The sequence below is a fragment of the Bradyrhizobium sp. BRP56 genome (assembly GCF_020194035.1).
Taxonomy (GTDB): Bacteria; Pseudomonadota; Alphaproteobacteria; order Rhizobiales; family Xanthobacteraceae; genus Bradyrhizobium; species Bradyrhizobium australafricanum.
The window spans coordinates 1-19770 of record NZ_JADYVV010000004.1; the positions used below are offsets into that span (position 1 = coordinate 1).

Sequence of the window (19770 nt, forward strand, 5' to 3'; positions counted from 1 at the left end):
CAGCCGTCGGACACAACTTCCGCCGCATCCTCGCCTGGCTGAGATATCTCTTGTGCCTGTTCCTGGCCCAGCTATGGCGCACGCTCGCCCGGCCAGCCTCGATCAATCCGGCTTCTTAACGGACGACTGTTCACCATCGAGAGATGGCGACATCACGATCCTAGCGGTGGAACCGATGCGTCCGAATTCACGATTGCGCGTCTTGCGCCGTTACCCGCCCGGCTGGGGACGGGGCGGCCCGATCGCTGTTCCGGTGGTCACTTCCGGAAGCCGCGATCGCGACCGCCCTCCCACTCCAGCCACGGTGCGGGAACTGCAATCGAACAAAAAAATGCGGGACGTTTGAAAATGACGGGAGTGGGCTTCGACGAAACGGCAAGATCGGCGCTTGCCGATCGGGCCAAGGATATTTCTGACTTCGTCACATTCCGCTCCCAACCGGGGACGTTTCTTCCTAGCAACAATTCGTCAATCGAAGGTTGCATAAGCCGGTCGGATTCGATTTTCAAGACACAGTCATCCGCGACGTTTTGTCCTGTTCCAGATGCCGGATGCGCGCGATGACTGTTTGAGCATCGGTTAACCATCGATGCGCGGCGCGAGACCTATGTGGCGCGCGAGCGGACGATCGACCGCGGCAACGACGCCAACAGCAGCACGAGGCAGACGCACAGAAGCACGATATCCTTGAACAGGAACTCGCCGGCCAGGTTCCAGGCCATCGGATCGGTCGACAGGCTCCATTTGACCACCCCCGGCGTCGTGAAGAAGAACGACCACGTCACCGCGAAGGTGATGACGCCCATCAGCGCGCCGATCGCCGAGAGAACCGGGCTGAACGCGCCGGCGGCGAGCAGCGCCGCGATGCCGAACTCGGTGACGCCGAGCACGTAGGCCTCGCCGCGGAGACCGAACACCGACAGCCACGAGATGAACGGGCTGTTGCTGATGAACTGCGCGATGCCCTGCGCCGATTGCAATGTGAACTTCTGCATGCCGAACGACACGAAGATCACGACCATGACCCAGCGCAGGATCGCGAGCGCACGATAAGACCCCTCGCCTTGTTCGGCGATGTTGAACGACAGATTCATGTGGATGTTTCTTCCCTCGCTGCGATGTCATCATCAGCCGCTGATGCGGCGTTCGTGGCAGAACTACGCCGCGCGCCGCGCGTTCGTTACGCGCGGGACAGCGTCTCGGCCTTCACGATGATGTGCGATGAGATGAGTAACAATCGCTGCGAGAGATGTCTTCGGCGCGCAGCCGGAGAGCGCGCCGCGTCGGTCTCAGGCGCGCTGGCGCAGCGGCCGCGCGGCGTCCTTTGCCGGCACCGGCATGGTGAAGCCGTACAGGAACAGGTCCACCACCATATCGGCGAACTCCCTTGGATCGATTCCGCCCTTCGGATCGTACCAGGTGTGGCTGAAGTTCAGGATGCCGAACAGCATCATGCTGTAGATCTTCTTGGTCCGCTTGACGATCTTGCCCTCCTTGTCGAGCTTGACCAAGAGATCCGAGACCGTGTCGACCAGCTGACGCTCCAGCGCCTTGATCGCATCCTGCTCGGTCTCGCCGAGGAACGAGAGGTCGTTGAGGATCACGCGCTGCTCGTCGCTCGAACGCGCATTCAGCGCGACGACGGCCTGGATCGCGGCGCGGAACTGCTCCAGCGTCGTCGCCTTTGCGGCCATCGCGGCTTCGACGTCCGCGATCATCTCGCGGATATGGGCGTCGAGGATCGCGAACAGGATCGCTTCCTTGGAGTCGAAATAATGGTACAGCGCGCCGCGCGACAGCTTGCAGGCATCCGCAAGGTCGGCGATCGAGGCACGCATGTAGCCCTGCCGCGCGAACAGGCCGCAGGCGGTGGTGAGAATGTTCCGCTGGATCTCGTCGTAATTTTCTGAGCGCGTCCGCGCCATTGCCGTCTCTCTCGTGCACCATCTGCGCCGCCGGAATCGGGCGACTGCCCCTCTCTATACTACCGCCGCCTCACGCTCTCCTCCCCTTTGCGGGCACCATCCACCAGAACTCTTCGATCGCCGATGATGACGCGACCTGCGTCAAAAGATAATTTGAACGACCGGTCGGATTATATTAGACTGCCTTCCATCAAGCAAGCGGATTGCGCACGCCGGGAGCAACCCGGCGGCATCGCGGGAGGTTGCGCGTGGATTCTCAGAGGATCGATGCTGTCGTGATCGGAGCCGGTGCCGGCGGGCTGTGTGCCGCGGCGCGCCTCGCCCATGGCGGGCTGCATACGCTCGTCGTCGACGACAGGGACCGGCTCGGCGGGCGCGCCTCGACCGAGGAGATCGACGGCTTCAAGGTCAATATCGGCGCGATCGCGATCGAGTTCGGTGGCGTGTTCGAGGAAACCTTCCACACCGTCGGCGCCCCGCTCGACATCCGCGCGCCGGAGCCCGCGAGCTCGTTCTTCATCGACGGTAAGGTGATCGATGTCGGCCGCGGCGGCTGGTCTCTGCTGCTCGGGCAACTGACCAAGCAGGCCTCGCGCATCCTGGAGAAATTCGCCGACGCCCGCTCCGGCAACCTGCCCGACGGGCGACAATCGACCGAGGACTGGCTGAAGGGCTACACCAGCAACGCCACCGTACACGCGCTGTTCCGCAATCTTTGCGCGGCGATCTTCGCCTCCAACGCCGCCGAGCTGCCGGCCCGCGCCTTCCTCACCTATTTCACCAGCAAGGGCGCCTTCAAGAAATTCGGCTTCTGCCCGCAGGGCACGATCGGCGTCTGGAACAGTCTAGGCAATGCCGTCAGGCGCAATGGCGACATCTGGCTGGAAACGCCGGCGACCACGATCCACACCGCGAACGGCAAGGTCGAAGGCGTCACCGTGCTCAGGAACGGCGAGCGGGTGCGGATCGACACCGATCTCGTGATCAGCAATGCGGGACCGAAGGCCACCGTCGCGCTCGCCGGCAGCGAGGCGTTCCCGGCGGATTATATCACCAGGGTGAAGAACGACCTTCGCCCGGCCGCCAACATCGTCATCAATGTCGCGAGCCGCGAGCCGCTGATCAGTCATCCCGGCATCGTCACCTTCGGCAAGACGCGCCGGCTCTGCAACATGGCCAACCTCTCCGCCACCTGTCCGGAATTGGCGCCGCCCGGCTGGCACCTCTATGTCGCCTATGCCGTGCCGGTACCCGCGCTCGGTGACTTTGACTCCGATGCAGAAGTCCAGCTCGCGCTCGAGGATCTGCGCGAGCAGTTCGCGAATTTCGACCAGGCAAAAATCCTCTCGATCCGGGTGATGCGCGACGACTGGCCGGCACAACGCAGCTGCGCCGGCTACGATTTGCCGCGCGAGACCGGTATCGAGGGCCTGTGGTGCGTCGGCGACGCGGTGAAGCAATATGGCAATGGCGGCACGCAGGCCTGCGCCGAGACCGCCAAGATCGTCACCGATGCGATCCTCGCCGCGCGCCCGCGCTTATCGGCAGGCCGGGTCTGAGCACGATGCCGACGACCATCCCGCATCCGATGCCGCAAGCAGCGCCGCAGGCCGCGCCGGCGCAGGATGGCTTGCTTGAATTCCGCAACATCCGGATCGTCTACGACAATGCGATCGAGGCGATCCGCGACGTCTCGATCGCGGTGCCCGAGGGCAACATCGTCGCCCTGCTCGGCTCCAACGGCGCCGGCAAATCGACGCTGCTGAAGGCGATGTCCGGCATCCTCTATACCGAGGAAGGCGTGATCGAGAACGGCAGCATCCGCTTCAGCAATGACGAGGTGCATCGCCTTGCGCCGGACGAACTGGTCCGCCGCGGCATCGTGCAGGTGCCGGAGGGCCGCCGCGTGTTCGCGGCACTCACCATCGACGAGAACCTGCAAATGGGCGGCTACACCAGGACCAGCGCCGAGGCGCGCGAGCGCCGCGACAAGGTGTTTGCGCTGTTTCCGCGGCTATATGAGCGGCGCGACCAGATCGCCGGCTACATGTCCGGCGGCGAGCAACAGATGCTCGCGATCGGCCGCGCGTTGATGACCGATCCCGTGTTGCTGGCGCTCGACGAGCCGTCGCTCGGCCTCGCGCCGCTGATCATCGACCGCATCTATGAGGTGATCGTCCGGCTGCGCGACGAACTGAAGATGACGGTGCTGCTGGTCGAGCAGAACGCGCAGCGCGCACTCGACATCGCCGACTACGGCTACATCCTGGAGACCGGTCGCGTCGTGCTCGACGGCACGGCAGCGAGGCTCACCGCCAACGAGGACGTCCAGGAATTCTATCTCGGCGTCTCCTCCGCCGGCCGCAAGAGCCTGCGCGACGTCAAGCATTACAAGCGTCGCAAGCGGTGGCTGTCGTGACGGCGCTGCTCACGGTCGAGAACCTGTCAAAGCGCTTCGGCGGCCTGCAGGCGGTCGCCGATGTCAGCCTGCGCGTCGCGCCCGGCGAGATCTGCAGCGTGATCGGTCCGAACGGCGCCGGCAAGACCACGCTGTTCAACATGATCTCGGGCGTGCTGCGGCCGAGCGGCGGCCGGATCAGCTTCGACGGCATCGACCTCTCGACGATCTCGCCGTGGAAATTCGCCGCCGTCGGTATCGGCCGCACCTTCCAGAATCTGGCGCTGTTCAAGCACGGCACCGTGGTCGAGAACATCCTGACCGGCCGCCACACCCATCTGCGCTCGACCGTGCTCGATGCGGTGTGGTTTTACGGGCGTACCCGCAAGGAGGAAATCGCGGCACGGCGGCGTGTCGAACACATCATCGAATTCCTCGAGATCGAGCACATCAGGGACGCCGTGGTCGGCACGCTGTCCTACGGCCAGCAGAAGCGCGTCGAGCTCGCCCGCGCGCTCGCCTGCGAGCCGAAGCTATTGCTGCTGGACGAGATGGTCTCCGGCATGAACCAGGAGGAGACCGAGGACATCGCACGCTTCGTGCTCGACATCCGCGACGAGCTCGGCATCACCGTCGTGATGATCGAGCACGAGATGCGCATCGTGATGGACATCTCCGACCGGGTCCATGTGCTGAATTTCGGCCGCAAGATCGCCGAAGGCACACCTGGTGAGATCAGGCGCGATCCGGCTGTTGCGGAGGCCTATCTCGGCGGCCAGCGCACTGACGCGATGGCAAAGGCAGGCGCGTGATGTCGACGCTGGATAGCCTGCGCACCGCTCATCCGCCGCTGCCAGCCAGCGCCGCACGCAGTGTGCCCGCGGCCGGCATCGACGCATTCCAGGTTGCGCTTGCGGATGCCGCCATCACTATCCCGCAATTGCTACGGCAGCGCGCAGCGATGCACGGCGAGGCGCTGGCGCTGCGCGAGAAGGACTACGGCATCTGGAATCCCTATTCCTGGCGGCACTATTACGACACCGCGCGCGCGTTGGCGCTCGGCCTGCTCTCGCTCGGCATCAAGCCGGGCGACCGGATCGCCATCGCCGGCGAGAACACGCCGGAATGGTTTTACGCCGATCTTGGTGCGCAGATGATCGGCGCGGTGGCGGTCGGCATCTATCCGACCAATCCCTGGGTCGAGCTGCAATATATCGTCAAGCATTCGGGCGCCCGCATCGTCGTCACCGGCGACCAGGAGCAGACCGACAAGGTGCTCGACGCGATGGCCAATAATGGCGGCCTGCCGGACCTCGAGGCCATCGTCTGCGTCGACATGAAGGGCCTGCGGCATTACCGGCAATCGGAGCTGATGTCGTTCGCCGCATTGTGCGAGCGTGGCAAGACCTACGCCCAGCAGAACCCGGAGGCCGACGCCACGCTCGACCGCCTGATCAGCCAGGGCGCGCCTGACGACGTCTGCATCCTCGTCTACACCTCAGGCACAACCGGCCCGCCCAAGGGCGCGATGCTGACCCATCGCAATCTCGTCTACGCCGCCTATGCCTATGCCAAAACCGTGGGCATTGCCGACAAGCCGTTCGAGGCGGTGAGCTATCTGCCGCTGTGCCATGTCGCAGAGCGCTGCTACGGCACGGTGACCCATCTGGTGCTCGGCGGCACCGTCTCCTTTGCCGAATCGATCGACACCGTCGCGATCAACATCCGCGAGATCGCACCGACCTTCTTCGTCGGCGTTCCCCGCATCTATGAGAAGCTGCAGCAGGGCTTTCTGTTCCGCCTCGGCGAGAGCGGCCGCCTGCGCCAGAGCTTCACCAGGGCCTGCCTCGCCTGGGGCCGCACGCTGTCCGACCGTCGGCAGGCCGGCAACGACAATTGGCTCAATCGCGCCGCCTATGGGCTGCTCTATCTCCTGATGTTCCGCAATTTGCAGCGCCATCTCGGCTTCGCCTACAGCCGGCACCGGCTCTGCGCCGGCGCCTCGATCTCGCCGGAGACGCTGCGCTTCTTCGACATCATCGGCCGCCCGGTGTCGCAAGGCTATGGCCTCACCGAAAGCGGCGGCGTCGCCTTCATCCAGACCGAAAACCATCACCGGATCGGCGGCTGCGGCGTGCCGCTGCCCCAGACCGAATGGAAGTGCGACACCGACGGCGAGATCCTGCTGCGCAACCCCGGCGTCTTCAAGGGCTACTTCCTCGACGAAATGGCCTCGACCGCCTCGCTGGAGCCCGGCGGCTGGCTGCGCACCGGCGACGTCATCGACGTGCTCGACAATGGCGAGATCGCCGTGGTCGACCGCAAGAAGGCGATCATCATCACCGCCGGCGGCAAGAACATCGCGCCGTCCGAGATCGAGAATGCGCTGAAGGATTCCGAATTCATCAAGGAAGCGATCGTGGTCGGCGAGGCCAGGAAGTATCTCGGCGCCATCATCCAGGTCGATTACGACAATGTCGGCCGCTGGGCGCGCGACCGGGCGCTCGCCTACACCAACTACAAATCGCTGTCGCAGCTTCCCGAAGTGAATGACCTGGTCGAGCGCGTCGTCAACGAGACCAACAAGCGGTTCGCCCGGGTCGAGAACATCAGGCGGTTCGCCATCCTGGAAAAGGAGCTCGACCATGACGACGGCGAGCTGACCGCCACCCAGAAGGTACGCCGCGCCATGATCGAGAAGAAGTTCGCCCGCGAGCTCGCCATCATCTACCGGGCGGAGGGCTGAATGCAGTATCTCATCCAGCTGCTGATCTCGGCACTCGCGATCGGCGCGATCTACGGGTTGATCGCGATGGGCTTTGCGGTGATCTACAAGTCCACCGGGCTGGTCAATTTCGCACAGGGCGAGATGACCATGATCACCGCCTATATCGCCTGGACGATCTCGACCACGGTCAGCGGCAATGTGTTCGTCGTCGCGGTGGGTGCGGTTCTCGCCGCTGTCCTGCTCGGCCTGATCATCGAGCGCCTCGTGATGCGGCCGATGCTGGGCGAGCCGGTATTCGCGACCGTGATGGTGACGATCGGGCTCGCCGTGATCCTGCGCTCCGCCATCAACTTCATCTGGGACGCCTATCCACACGGCCTCGACATCGGCATGGGCCGCGGCATCGTGCATCTCGGCGGAATCGGCGTGCGTACCGGGCAGATTGCCGTCATCGCGACGCTGCTTCTGCTGCTCGCCGCGATCTGGGCGTTCTTCCGTTACAGCAAGGTCGGGGTTGCGATGCGCGCGGTCGCGGCCGACGACCGCACCGCGCTATTGATGGGCATCAGCGCAACAAGAGTTCATGCGCTGGCCTGGGCCGCGTCTTCAGTGATCGCCGGCATCGGCGGCGTGTTCTTCGCGCTGTCTTATGATCTATCGCCAGCGATGTTCCAGCTCGGGCTGAAGGCGTTTCCGGCCACCATCCTCGGCGGCCTCGACGCCGTGCTCGGCTCCGGCCTCGGCGGCCTCCTGATCGGCATCACCGAAAACCTGGCCGGCGGCTATATCGGCTCCGGCATGAAGGAGGTCGCGGGCTTTGCCATGATCATCATCGTGCTGATGATCCGCCCATTCGGCATCTTCGGCGAACGCGACATCGAGAGGGTGTGATGCGCACCGGCGATTACAAGCAGAGCTATGGCGAACTCGTTGCGCTGATCGATTCCCCGCCGGTCTGGCTATGGTCAGCCGTGCTGCTGTTGGCGCTGATCACCGCTCCTTTTGTACTGAACTCCTACGCGCTGTCGTTCCTGATGATCATCCTGATCACGGTCACCGGCGCGCTCGGACTCAACATCCTGACCGGCTACACCGGTCTGATCTCGCTCGGCCATGTCGGTTTCCTCGTCACCGGCGCCTATGCCTATGCGGTACTGGTCTCGAAATATCACATGCCGCCGCTGGTCGGTTTCCTCGGCGCCGGCGTGGTGCCGACGCTGGCGAGCCTGATCGTCGGCGCGCCGTCGCTTCGGCTCAAGGGACTTTACCTCGCCATCACCACGCTCGCCTTCTCCTTCATCATCAACACCGTGATCCTGGAGATGCGCTGGCTCACCAACGGCGCACGCGGCATTCAGGTGCAGCGGCCCGAGATCTTCGGCATCAGCTTCGACGGCGATGCCGCCTTCACCTATCTCTGCCTCGGCATCGCGGGGCTGACGCTGTTCGCCACCCTCAACATCCGCCGCAGCCGGGTCGGCCGCGCCTTCGTCGCGATCAAGGACAACGACACCGCGGCGCGCGTCATGGGCATCAACCTGCATGCCTACAAGCTGTTCGCCTTCGTCACCTCGGCATTCATCACCGGCATCGCCGGCGCGCTGTACGGCATCTATCTCTCCTTCGTCAGCGTCGAGGGCTTTCCGTTCCTGCTCTCGATCGAGGCGCTGGCAATCCTGATCGTCGGTGGGCTCGGCTCGGCGCTCGGCGCAGTGCTCGGCACCATCCTGATCGTGCTGCTGCCCGAGGCGACACGGATCGTCTTCAGCCTGTTCAGCGCGCAGATGGACGCGACCTTCACGACCGGCGCGCAGGAGCTGAAGAGCATGCTCTACGGCCTCGTCATCATCCTGTTCCTGCGCTTCCAGCCGCGGGGGCTGGTCGGCGCCTGGCACGACATCAGGCGGGCCTGGGTGCACTGGCCGCTGCGCTACTAATCAAAAAAAGACGCAACACCATGAGGAGGAGACAATGATCAAACACCTGGCGGCGGCCGCGCTGCTGCTTTCCACGGCCTGTCTCGCGACCGGCCCGGCTGCTGCCGCCGATCCCGGGATCACCGACAGCGAGATCCTGATCGGCGACGTCGAGCCGCTGACCGGCCCGCCGGCGCTGCTGGGCGTCGCCGCCTCGATCGGCCACAAGATCGCGATCGCCGAGGCCAACGCCGCCGGCGGCATCAACGGCCGCAAGATCAAATATGTGCTGGAGGACGACGGCTACGTCACCGCGCGCACCATCCAGGGCGTCAAGAAGGTGATCGACGTCGACAAGGTCTTCGCGATGCTCGGCATCTCCGGCTCGGGCCAGTCGATCGCGGTGATGCCGGTGCTGGAGAAATCCGGCATCCCGACCGTGATCGACGTCGCGCCGGTCAAATTCCTGTGGGAGCCGGCGCGCAAGAGCGTGTTCGTGGTCGGGCAATCCTACGAGGAAGGCATCATCCATCTCGTCAACTTCCTTGCCGACAGGAACCCCGGCAAGAAATGGGGCCTGATCACCCAGGACGACGATTACGGCATCACGGTGCGCGACGGCTTCGATTCCGTGGTCAAAGTCAAGAAGCTGAACGTCGTCTACAGCGGCAACTACAAGAAGGGCCAACAGGACTTCTCGTCCGACATGCTGCAGCTGAAGGATGCCGGCGCCGAGGTGTTTTTGGCCGGCGGCATCATCGCCGAGAACATCGCGATGACAAAAGAGCTCGAGAAATTGAACATCAAGCCGGTGACCGGCATCTTCTGGCCCGGCCGCATCGAGCCGGTGCTGAAGCTGATGGGCCCGGCGGGCGATGGCATCTACGCGGTCGACTATGTCGAGCCGTTCGCCGGCGAGGCGGGCAAGGCGTTCCTCGAGAAGGCCAAGCCGCTGGTGTCTGAGGCCGAGTTCAAGGGCATCAACCGCTACACCATGACCGGCTATGCCGCCGCGAAGGTCTTGATCGCGGCGATCGAGCGCTGCGGCAAGCAGCCGACCTGGGCCTGCACCATCTCGGAGCTGGAGAAGACCAAGAATGTCGAGACCGGCGTGATGGCGCCGATCAGCTTCGGCCCCGGCGTCCGCTTCTCCAACCAGAAGCTGCAGATCATGCAGGCAGATGCCGCGACGCTCAGCTTCAAGCCGGTGAAATAGAGAGATGAAGGTCCTGATCGTCTTTGCCCATCAGGAGGCGCGGTCGTTCAACGCTGCACTGCTGGCGCGGTCGGTGGCGGAACTGACCGCGCTCGGGCACACGGTCAGGATCTCCGATCTCTACGCCATGCGGTTCAACCCGGTGGCGACCGCCGAAGACTTTGGCGCGCGGCGGTTTCCCGACCGGCTGCAATATGACCGCGAGCAGAAATACAATCTGCAGCACGGGGCGCTCAGCGGCGATATCGCCGCCGAGATCGAGAAGCTGCTGTGGTGCGACCTCCTGATCCTGCAGTTTCCGCTGTGGTGGTTCTCGGTCCCCGCCATCATGAAAGGCTGGATCGACCGCGTGTTCGTCAACGGCGCAATTTACGGCAGCGGCCGCCGCTACGACACCGGCGGCCTCAACGGCCGCCGCGCCATGGTCGTGACCTCGACCGCCGCCTATCCCGGCATGTGCGCGCCCGACGGGCTGGTCGGCGCGCTCGATGTGGTGCTGTGGCCGATCCAGAACGGCATGCTGGCCTATGCCGGCTGCAAGGTGCTGCCGCCGTTCGTGTCGTATTCAGTGAACTTCGTCGACGAGGCCACGCGGCACCGCTATCTCGACGACTATGCCGAACGGCTGCGGCAGCTTGAGACCACCGAGCCGCTGTTCTTCCATCCGCTCGCGGATTTTGGCGAGGACTGGCGGCTGAAGCCGGGTATTGCGGCGCAGACTGTCGGCCAGGGCAAGCCGCCGGCCCCGTAGGGGCTGAGCCCCTCACATCCGCTTGGCGACCTCCTCGAGCATCACCTCGGTGGCGCCGCCGCCGATCGTCAGCACCCGCGCGTCGCGCACCATGCGCTCGATCGGGGTGCCGCGCATGAAGCCTGAGCCGCCATGCAATTGCAGACAGCCATGCACGACCTCATGCAGCACCTCGGGCGACAGCGCCTTCACCATCGAGACCTCACGCAGGCAATCCTGCCCGGCCGCCGCGAGCTCGGCGGCCTGATAGGCCAGCGCCCGCGCCGCCGCCGCCTTCGCGGCAAGCTGGGCGAGCTTCAGCCGCACGCCCTGCTGATTCCAGAGCGGGCCGCCGAACGCCTGCCGCGTCTTCACGTAATTCGCCGTCAGCTCGATCGCCTTGGCGGATTCCCCCGCGCAGATGCCGCCGATGCAGATGCGCTCGTTCTGGAAGGTCTCCATGATGCCATAGAAGCCCTTGTTCTCCTCGCCGAGCAGATTCTCCGCCGGCACGCGCACGTCCTGGAACGCGATCTCGGCGGTGTCCGAGCAGAGCCAGCCATGCTTGTCGAGCTTGGTCGCCGTGATGCCCGGCGTGTTACGCTCGACGATGAACAGCGAGATGCCGCGGCTGCCCTTGGCATGCGGGTCGGTCCGCGCGGCGACGATCAGGATGTCGCCATAGACCGCGTTGGTGATGAACATCTTTGCGCCGTTGATCACCCAGCTGTCGCCGTCGCGCCGCGCCCGCGTCTTGAGGCCTGCGACGTCGGAGCCCGCATCGGGTTCGGTCACCGCGATCGAGCACACCGTCTCGCCGCGGATGATCGCCGGCAAATACTTCTGCTTCTGTTCCGGCGTACCGCGCAAGGAGATGTGCACCGCCGACATGTCGGTATGCACGAGGATCGACGAGGTGAAACCGCCGAAGCTGGAGCGCCCCAACTCCTCGGCGAATACCATCGAGGCCAGCGGCCCCATGTCGGTGCCGCCATAGTCGACCGCGTGGCGCATGCCGAGAAAGCCGAGCTCGCCCATGCGGCGATAGATCTCGCGCGGGATCTTGCCGTCGCGCTCCCACGCCTCGGCATGCGGCACCACCTCCTTCTCGACGAAGCGGCGCACCTGCTCGCGCAGCATGCGCAGCTCCTCGGGCAGATTGGGCTGTTCCGAAAAGTGGAATTCGGTCTCAGTGAACTGGCGCGGATCCGACGTCATGACGTTCATTGTGGCGCCCTCTCATGGCCGATGTGAAGATGGTTGCGCAAAAAAGCTGCCAGCGATGCGATCGCCTCGCTCGCCTGCGGAATCTCCGGGAACATCTGGAAGACGTGGATCATGCCGTCCCACACCTGCAGCGCGACGTCGACACCGGCAGCCTGCGCCCGTGCGGCCAGTTCCGTCGCATCGTCGCGCACGGTCTCGCGGTCGCCGACCTGCACCAGCAGCGGCGGCAGACGGCTGAGATCGGCATAAAGCGGCGAGGCCAGCGGATTGCTGACATCGCCGTCCTTGCCGAGATAATTCCTGGCAAGCGCCAGGATCATCGCACGCTGGTGGATCGGATCGGCCTCGGCCCTGCTCTGATAGCTGGCGCCGCTCGCGGTAAGATCGGTCCAGGGCGACATCAGCGCGGCGGCGGCGGGCAGCTGCAGGCCACGGTCGCGCGCCGCCAGCATCGTGCACAGCACGAGATTGCCGCCGGCCGAATCCCCGGCGAAGGCGATATCCGCCGGATGCAGCCCCTGATCGCGCAGATACTGATAGGCAGTCAGCGCATCCTCCAGCGCCGCGGGGGAGCGATGCTCCGGCGCAAGCCGGTAATTGATCGAGAGCACGCGGCAGCCGGATGCATCGGCAATCCGTGCGGCCAGGTCGCGATGCGACGCGACCGAGCCGATGCGGAAACCGCCGCCGTGAAAATAGAGGATCACCTTGTCGCGCGGTGCGTCCGTCGGCACGAGCCATTCGCCGTCGACCCCGCCGGCGGCGACCGGTTGGCGCGTCACCGGCACCGAGCAGCCGGCAAAGGCGGCGTCCCAGTCGTCGCGCATCTGCGCCACCGATGTATCGCGGGTCCAGCCGCGATAGATCGCGCGCAAACGCTCGATCGCGCGATCGACCGGCGTGATTGCGATATCGTCGTCTCCGCTGTCCATTTCAGCCGCCGATGCCCATGCCGCCGGAAACGCCGAGCGTTTCTCCGGTGATGTAGGCCGCCTGGTCGGAAGCCAGGAACAGCGCGGCAGCCGCGACCTCCTCCGGCTCGCCGAGGCGGCCGAGCAGCGTTGCGCCGGTCATTACCTGCAGGATCCTGTCGCCGCCTTTTGCCACGGCCTGCTCCAGCATTGGCGTGCGGATCGGTCCCGGCGCGATCGCGTTGGCGGTGATGCCATAGCGTGCATTTTCCCGCGCGATGCTCCGGGTGAACGAGATCACGCCGCCCTTGGCCGCGGAGTAGACGGCACCGCCCTTTGAGCCGAGCCGAGCCGCTTCCGAGGTGACGTTGATGATGCGGCCAAAGCGCGCCGCCTGCATCGCCGGCAGCGCGGCGTGGGTGCAGGCCAAGACCGAGGTGAGATTGACCGCGATCAGCCGCGCCCAATCTTCCGCCGTGGTATCTGTGAAGAAGGCGTGCTGATCGATGCCGGCATTGTTGACGACAATGTCGAACGGGCCGTCCTGCGCCATCACAGCCTGCACGGCCATGGCATCGCTAACGTCAAGTCCTGCAACGTTAGCGCCAGTCTCGCGCGCCTGCTCCGAGGCCGCGGCGACATCGAGATCGGCGATCACGACCCTTGCACCCGCGCCGGCAAAGCTGCGCGCGATCGCAGCACCGATGCCCCGCGCGCCGCCGGAGACGAAGGCGCGGCGGCCATCGAGACGTCCGAATGGCAAGCTCGCCACCTCAGCGCCCCGTGAATACAGGCTGGCGCCGCTCGATCACCGCGGCGAGCCCTTCGCGCGCATCGGCCATCCCCGAGAGTTCGGCGACGGTGCGCGCCTCTTCCGACAGGCACTGCTCGATGCTGGTGCCGGTGCCGGCCCAGACCAGCCGCTTGGTCGCCGCCAGCGCCTTCGGCGCGCCGGCCGCAAGCTCGCGGGCCAGCGCGAGCGATGCCTCGGCGAGCTCGGCATCGGGGACGACCCTGGTGACGATGCCGATCTGCAACGCTTCCGCCGCCGGGATCACCGGATTGGTCAGGAGGATCGACATCGCCCGCCGCAGGCCGACCAGCCGCGACAGCGTGACGGAGACGCCGGCATCCGGCGCCATCGCCACCCGTGTCGCGCCGGCAAGGAATTTTGCGGACTCCGCCGCGATCACGATGTCGGAAGCGCAGACCAGGCCGAAACCGCCGCCGCCTGCCGCAAAGCCCTGCACCGATGATATGACCGGCGCCTCCAGCCGCAGCAATCCGGTCACGGCATTCTGCAGATAGGCGGTGGCCTGGCGGATATAGTCCGGCAGCTTCTCGCCCATGGAGGCAAAGGCGCGGACGTCGCCACCGGCGCAGAAATTGGTGCCCTCGCCGCTCAGCAGCACGACGCGCAGATCGGAATGACCATGACAGACCATGATGGCGTCGCACAGCGCGCGGAGCAGCTCGACACTCATGCCGTTGGCCGCATCGGGGCGGTTGAGCCGCAACCGCGCGATGCCGTCGGTAATATCGAGCAGAACGGGGCCCTTGTCGATCATGGCGCGTTTCCTCTAGACCAGGAACGAGAGCGTGTAGATCGCCTTGTCGTTGTTGACGAGGATGACCTTCTTGGCGGCCATCCGCAATTCGCCATCGACATGGCGCAGCCGGTATTCATTGCGCGCCGCCCACAGCGTATCGTCGCGCAGGCTCGATTCGAAAATGAGGCTGTTGCTGGCGACCGCGATGTCGCCGTCGTCAGGCTGCTCGTCCATCAATTCGACGTTGGAGATCAGCCGGCGCAAATTCGACTGCGGCGTCTGGGTGAAGTGCTTGCCGGTCATCAGCTGCCGGACGCGCAGCGCAATCCGCGAGCGGTTGTCGTAGATGATCGACATCTGCCGTTCCGGATCGATGTCGGTGCCGTTGGCCGGCACCCAATAGACGCCGTCGTCGGTCCAGAGCTTTTCCCAGGCCTCGTATTGATGCTCGTCCTGCAGCCGCGCCTCGCGATAGAGGAAGGCGGTGATGGCGCTCATCAACGTGGCGCTGCTCTCGCGCGACAGCATCAGTTAGGCTCCATCAGCTTGCGATAATGAGTCCAGATGCCGCGCGAGGGCACCTCGTCGGTGACGTGGCCGACCGTGAAGCCGAGTTCGTCCTGCCGCTCGCGCTTCTCGCCGCGGCCGAGGAAGATCCACTCGGGATTGCGCGCCAGCACGCCGCGATGGCAGCGCTCGTACATTTCGGAATCGTCCGCCAGCAGGAAGCCGGCTGGGCCGACCGAGCCCATAGTCTGCTGGCGCAGCCTTCGGTTCAGATCGGGCGCGCCCTTGAACTGCAACGCGGTGACGTGCTGCACGCTGTCGTCGACTCCGAGCGGCTGGATCACGAACATCTGGATCTCGGCGATGAACAGGTTCGGGAAGATCATCACATGCGGCGTGCCGTCGATCATGATCTCCCGCGCGGCGGTGTCGCCATGGGCGGCCTTCATGCGGGCAGTATAGTCCGGCAACCGGTCCTCGCTGGTGCCGAACCAACTCATCGGCGCGTCGCGCTTGCGGAACTCGGGCCGCAGGTCGATCTCGGTATGGCCGTTGCCGTAGTCGCGCGTCAGCGCGGTCGAGGCGCCGCCATAGAGCTTGCCGATCATGCTGTCGGCGACACCGAAGATCGAGGTGTGCACGAAGGCCGGGTGATAGCCGTCGCACTCGTTCTCCAGGATGAACTTCCAGTTCGCCTTGACGCGATGCTTGAGGAAGCCCGCCGTGATCTCGACCTCGCCCTCCGGCGAGGTGCGCACCAGCCGATCGATGGTCTCGGCGGCGCCGCCGAGATGCTCCTTCAGCGTCGGGCCATCGGCCGCGAACGAGCCGAACACGAAGCCGCGATAAGACTCGACGCGCGTCACCCGCCCGAGCGCGAGCTGCGACTTGTCCTGCCCCTCATAGCCGTCGGGGAAGGCATAACCGACCAGGCGGCCGTCATTGGCAAAAGTCCAGGAGTGGAACGGACAGGTGAACGAGCGGGCATTGCCGCGGTCATAGGAGCAGACCTGGTTGCCGCGATGCGAGCAGCGGTTGAGCAGCAAATTGACCTTGCCCTGCTCGTCGCGCGTCATGATCACGGATTGCGGGCCGATCGACTTGACGACGTAGTCGTTGGCGTTCGGGACCTCGCTCTCATGCCCGACATAGACCCAGGTGCGGTACCAGATGTTCTTGAGCTCGGCCTCGAAGATGTCAGGGTCGGTGTAGAGCGATCCGTGCACCCGGTCGGGCCGGATCAGCCGCTCCCATGGCGGGACGCCGGTCATCATGTTCATCGCTCCGTCTCCCTCGCCGGCCGCTTGCCGCAGATGTCTATCGGCCATTCAATAATAATCCGAACGACCGTTCGGTGAATTAATAGCATGAGCGCCATGGACCGGCAAGCTTCTTTCCCGGGGCCATTAATGATCCCCGGAACACTGCGCAAAGATGCAATTCCGGGTAGCTAGCGATGCGACGGACTCAGTCCTGCGCCGCGCCACCGTCGCGTTCGCCGCCTGCGATCTGCTGCAGCATCGACTTCGGCGTTGTCGCGAGCTCGATCTTGAGCTGGTCGCAGGTCGCCCGCCGCAGCAGGCGTTCGATCTCGGTCGCGGCATTGCGATTGGCCACACGCGCGCCCTCGCCGGCCGCCCAGAGCAGAAGCTGCCCGAGCCGACGGTCGCCATCGTCGCGCAGCGCCTCGATCGCGCCAGCGTCGGACATGTCGCCCCGGACGCGGGGCGTTGCTGGAATCTCCGGATGCGTCATGCCGTCAGCCAATCGTTTGACTGCCACGAATGCATCGTCCTGCAGGCGCACCTGCTCGAGCAGCGGCGCGGCCTTCCAGTCGGCGGCGAGCTTCATGCTGTTCAGCGCGTAGATCGCGGAGAACACCTGACCGCGGACGAAATCATCGCTGCTGTTCGGCACGACGTGGCTTTGCAGTGCATCGATGATGCCGTCGATCAGCCGTTCGAATGACGCGCTCATGCCGCGGCCTCCAATGCGCGCTCGAAGGCCCGCACGATCGAGGGCATCTGGCTTGCCATCACGGCGAGCCGCATGTCGTTGAAGCGATCGACCTCGAAGGCGCGCACCGCGCACATCTGGATCGCTGCCGCCTGATACAGCGCATAGGCCTCGTAGAAGGCGAGGCTCTTGTCCGAGACCGAAATGCCGGAGGCGCGCTGATAGAGATCGATCACCTCCGTGCGCTCGAGCACGCCATAGAGCTTGCGGCTCCTGGCGTTGAAGGTCGGCATCATCGCCCAGGCCAGATCCTCGTGGGGATCGCCGAGATGAGTCAGCTCCCAATCCAGAATGGCGGCGATCCGCCCCTGGTGCTCGATGAAGTTCCCGATCCGGTAGTCGCCGTGCACGATGGTCAGGCGTGGCGGTTGCGGACAGTTGTCCTGCAGCCAGCTTCCACCCCAGTCGAGCAGCGGATAGTAACGCGCCGTCGGCCGCGCCAGCGAGGCGCGCCAGCCGGCGATGGCGCGGACTTCGGCACGTTCTCCGCTGTGATGCCGCGATGCGAATGGCGTCGCATCCGCGTCGATCTGGTGCAGCGACGCGAGGATCTCGACGAACTGCCGGGCGACCGCGCGCTTGTGGTCCGGATCGAGTTCGCTCGCCGCCCAGGGCGCCGGCACGTCGCCCTCGATGTGCTCGCAGATGAAGAACGGAAAGCCGATCTCGGCGCCATCCTGTTCTGATGACACCAACGCCGGCACCGGTACGCCGCTGCCGGCCAGCGACTGCAGCGCATAAACCTGGGGCAGCACCGAGTAAGGCGCAAACAGCCCGCTCGGTGGACCGACGCGCAGGATCAGTTTGCGGTCGCCTTCAGCCGCAGTGCGGGCCACGAACGCATAGGTGACCCAGGAGAAACCCGATGATTTGCGGCCGAAGCCGACAATCTCCGTCCGGCTTCCGGATATCCGCGACAGATGCTGAGCCAGTGCCGCCCGCACTGTATCGTCATCCACCGCGACCGGGCGAACCGGCTCCGGCGCGGCCGGTACATCATCGGATTGTTTCGCAGCCTCCGGCATCAATTGACTGACCTCGTATAGCCTTGCCACTTCTCCTCGCGCAGCGCTGACTTCATGATCTTGCCGGAGCCGGTCAGCGGCAATGGCTCGATGCGGATATCGACAGAACGCGGGCACTTGTAACCGGCGATCAAGGTGCGGCAGTGCGCGATCACCATGTCGGAATCGAGCCGCGCGCCGTCCTTCGGCACCACTATGGCGTGCACCGCCTCGCCCCATTGCGGATCGGGCACCGCGATAACGGCGCATTCCTTGACGTGCTCGTGCTGGAAGATGGCGTTCTCCACCTCGCCGGAATAGACGTTCTCGCCGCCCGAGACGATCATGTCCTTCAGTCGGTCGACGATATAGACAAATCCGTCCTCGTCCATCCAGGCGCCGTCGCCGGTGTGCAGCCATCCGTTGCGCAGCACGCGCGCGCTTTCCTCGGGCTTGCGCCAATAGCCGAGCATCACGCCGGCACCGCGGATCGCGATCTCGCCCACCGTGCCGCGCGGCACCTCATCGCCCGCGGGATCGATGATGCGGATTTCGACGCCTGGCGCTGCCCGCCCCGCCGATTTGCGCTTGCCCGCCAGCGGCCCTTCCAGCGCGTGATACTCCCACGGCAGGATGGTCGCCAGCGCTGCGCTTTCGGTCATGCCGTAGCCCTGATGGAAGCGCCAGCTCGGCAGCACGCGCATCAGCTTGACCAGCAGCGCGTCGGGCATCGGCGAGGCGCCATATTCGCAATCCTTGACGCTGCTCAGGTCATATGTACCGAAGGATGGATGGTTGAGCATCATGTTGAGCATGGTCGGCACGAACAGGCAGTAATCCACCTTGTGCTCGGCGATGGTCTTCATCGCGAGCTCGGGCTCGAACTTCGCGATGGTCACGTGCGTGCCACCGACCAGGGTCAGCGCGATCATCGGCGAGGTGCCCGCCAGGTGGAACATGCCGGCCGAGTGCAGATACCGGGTATCTTCACGGAACCGGAGCGCATAGATCCAGACCAGCGATTCATAGATGATGTTGGCGTGCGACAGCATCACGCCCTTGGGAAACCCGGTGGTACCGCCGGTGTAGAAGATGCCCGCGAGATCGTTGTAGGCGCCGGAGGCGTCCTCGATCGGCGCATGCGCTATGAGTTCGTCATAGCTTTGCATACCGTCGGGCACTTGCCCCTCGTCGAGATAGACCATCGCGGTTAGTGATTTTGCGCCGCGCAGCGCGGACGCAATCTCGGCAAAGGCCTTGTCGACCAGCAACAGTTTTGGCGTGGAATCGTCAATCGCATAGGCGTTCTCGGCGACCGCCCAGCGCGTGTTGAGCGGCACCGCGACCGCACCGGCCCAGGCGATGGCATAGAGCGCCTCGATATAGAGGTCGCTGTTGTGCGCGAGGATGGCGACGCGATCGCCGGCATCGACGCCGAGCCGTCGCAGCCCGCCCGCGGCACAGGCAACGCGCCGGCCGATCTCCTTCCAGCTCCGCGACCGTCCGGCGTGGATGGTGCCGGGTGCGTCCTTGCGCAATTGCACCGCCGCGATCAGCGCCTGCGTCAGCTTCATGTTTCCTCCACACCGTCATGCGGCCGCGCACGCCTGCGGATGTTTCCGTCCCGCATGAGGCCGATACG

At 65.0% G+C, this 19770-nt stretch carries 19 protein-coding genes; 8 read left to right on the forward strand and 11 right to left on the reverse strand.

Annotated elements, in window-relative coordinates; genetic code table 11:
• Positions 1–605: 605 nt before the first annotated feature.
• Both I6F38_RS04440 and I6F38_RS04445 read right to left on the reverse strand, forming a co-directional pair.
• The gene (locus I6F38_RS04440) at positions 606–1094 is read right to left on the reverse strand and encodes a DUF417 family protein (RefSeq protein WP_225159214.1); all 489 of its coding nucleotides are present in this window, start codon (positions 1092–1094) and stop codon (positions 606–608) included.
• 195 nt (positions 1095–1289) lie between these two features.
• Positions 1290–1925, reverse strand: coding sequence for a TetR/AcrR family transcriptional regulator (locus I6F38_RS04445; RefSeq protein WP_225159215.1), 636 nt, complete (start codon positions 1923–1925; stop codon positions 1290–1292).
• A gap of 248 nt (positions 1926–2173) precedes the next feature.
• On the opposite strand from I6F38_RS04445, the gene I6F38_RS04450 reads away from it, so the two are divergent.
• Genes I6F38_RS04450 through I6F38_RS04485 form a run of 8 tightly spaced genes read left to right on the forward strand, consistent with a single transcriptional unit; the run spans position 2174 to position 10934 of the window.
• A complete protein-coding gene (locus I6F38_RS04450) occupies positions 2174–3484 on the forward strand; it encodes an FAD-dependent oxidoreductase (protein WP_225159216.1) in 1311 nt (436 codons plus the stop codon).
• A gap of 5 nt (positions 3485–3489) precedes the next feature.
• The gene (locus I6F38_RS04455) at positions 3490–4344 is read left to right on the forward strand and encodes an ABC transporter ATP-binding protein (protein WP_225159217.1); all 855 of its coding nucleotides are present in this window, start codon (positions 3490–3492) and stop codon (positions 4342–4344) included.
• Positions 4341–5135, forward strand: coding sequence for an ABC transporter ATP-binding protein (locus I6F38_RS04460; RefSeq protein WP_225159218.1), 795 nt, complete (start codon positions 4341–4343; stop codon positions 5133–5135). Before I6F38_RS04455 ends, I6F38_RS04460 begins: the two co-directional genes overlap by 4 nt.
• Positions 5135–7069 (forward strand): AMP-binding protein, encoded by a 1935-nt coding sequence (locus tag I6F38_RS04465; RefSeq protein WP_225159219.1) that lies wholly within the window; start codon positions 5135–5137, stop codon positions 7067–7069. Before I6F38_RS04460 ends, I6F38_RS04465 begins: the two co-directional genes overlap by 1 nt.
• Positions 7070–7942, forward strand: a complete 873-nt coding sequence (locus tag I6F38_RS04470) for a branched-chain amino acid ABC transporter permease (protein ID WP_225159220.1) — start codon at positions 7070–7072, stop codon at positions 7940–7942.
• On the forward strand, positions 7942–8988 hold the full coding sequence (locus I6F38_RS04475; protein ID WP_225159221.1) for a branched-chain amino acid ABC transporter permease: 1047 nt from the start codon (positions 7942–7944) through the stop codon (positions 8986–8988). The genes I6F38_RS04470 and I6F38_RS04475 overlap by 1 nt, the downstream gene beginning before the upstream one ends.
• A gap of 34 nt (positions 8989–9022) precedes the next feature.
• The gene (locus I6F38_RS04480; RefSeq protein ID WP_225159222.1) at positions 9023–10183 is read left to right on the forward strand and encodes an ABC transporter substrate-binding protein; all 1161 of its coding nucleotides are present in this window, start codon (positions 9023–9025) and stop codon (positions 10181–10183) included.
• A gap of 4 nt (positions 10184–10187) precedes the next feature.
• Positions 10188–10934, forward strand: coding sequence for an NAD(P)H-dependent oxidoreductase (locus I6F38_RS04485; protein ID WP_225159223.1), 747 nt, complete (start codon positions 10188–10190; stop codon positions 10932–10934).
• Positions 10935–10946: 12 nt separating this feature from the next.
• On the opposite strand, the gene I6F38_RS04490 is transcribed toward I6F38_RS04485, so the two are convergent.
• The 9 genes from I6F38_RS04490 to I6F38_RS04530 all read right to left on the reverse strand — a co-directional run bounded on the left by I6F38_RS04490 (position 10947) and on the right by I6F38_RS04530 (position 19702).
• Positions 10947–12140 carry an acyl-CoA dehydrogenase family protein gene (locus I6F38_RS04490; protein ID WP_225159224.1) on the reverse strand — a complete coding sequence of 398 codons (1194 nt, stop codon included), beginning with the start codon at positions 12138–12140 and terminating at the stop codon, positions 10947–10949.
• Complete coding sequence (locus I6F38_RS04495) at positions 12137–13072, reverse strand: alpha/beta hydrolase (RefSeq protein ID WP_225159225.1); 936 nt, start codon at positions 13070–13072, stop codon at positions 12137–12139. The genes I6F38_RS04490 and I6F38_RS04495 overlap by 4 nt, the downstream gene beginning before the upstream one ends.
• A 1-nt stretch (position 13073) precedes the next feature.
• Positions 13074–13823, reverse strand: coding sequence for an SDR family oxidoreductase (locus I6F38_RS04500; protein ID WP_225159226.1), 750 nt, complete (start codon positions 13821–13823; stop codon positions 13074–13076).
• A 1-nt stretch (position 13824) separates the two neighbouring features.
• A complete protein-coding gene (locus I6F38_RS04505) occupies positions 13825–14619 on the reverse strand; it encodes an enoyl-CoA hydratase-related protein (RefSeq protein ID WP_225159227.1) in 795 nt (264 codons plus the stop codon).
• A 12-nt stretch (positions 14620–14631) separates the two neighbouring features.
• Positions 14632–15129 (reverse strand): aromatic-ring-hydroxylating dioxygenase subunit beta, encoded by a 498-nt coding sequence (locus I6F38_RS04510; protein WP_225159228.1) that lies wholly within the window; start codon positions 15127–15129, stop codon positions 14632–14634.
• Positions 15129–16388 carry an aromatic ring-hydroxylating dioxygenase subunit alpha gene (locus I6F38_RS04515; RefSeq protein WP_225159229.1) on the reverse strand — a complete coding sequence of 420 codons (1260 nt, stop codon included), beginning with the start codon at positions 16386–16388 and terminating at the stop codon, positions 15129–15131. Before I6F38_RS04515 ends, I6F38_RS04510 begins: the two co-directional genes overlap by 1 nt.
• Positions 16389–16575: 187 nt before the next feature.
• Entirely contained in the window at positions 16576–17085 is a 510-nt protein-coding gene (locus tag I6F38_RS04520) for a hypothetical protein (RefSeq protein WP_225159230.1), read from the reverse strand.
• On the reverse strand, positions 17082–18179 hold the full coding sequence (locus I6F38_RS04525) for a phosphotransferase family protein (RefSeq protein WP_225159231.1): 1098 nt from the start codon (positions 18177–18179) through the stop codon (positions 17082–17084). Before I6F38_RS04525 ends, I6F38_RS04520 begins: the two co-directional genes overlap by 4 nt.
• A complete protein-coding gene (locus I6F38_RS04530; protein WP_225159232.1) occupies positions 18149–19702 on the reverse strand; it encodes a long-chain fatty acid--CoA ligase in 1554 nt (517 codons plus the stop codon). The genes I6F38_RS04525 and I6F38_RS04530 overlap by 31 nt, the downstream gene beginning before the upstream one ends.
• Between the last annotated feature and the right edge of the window lie 68 nt (positions 19703–19770).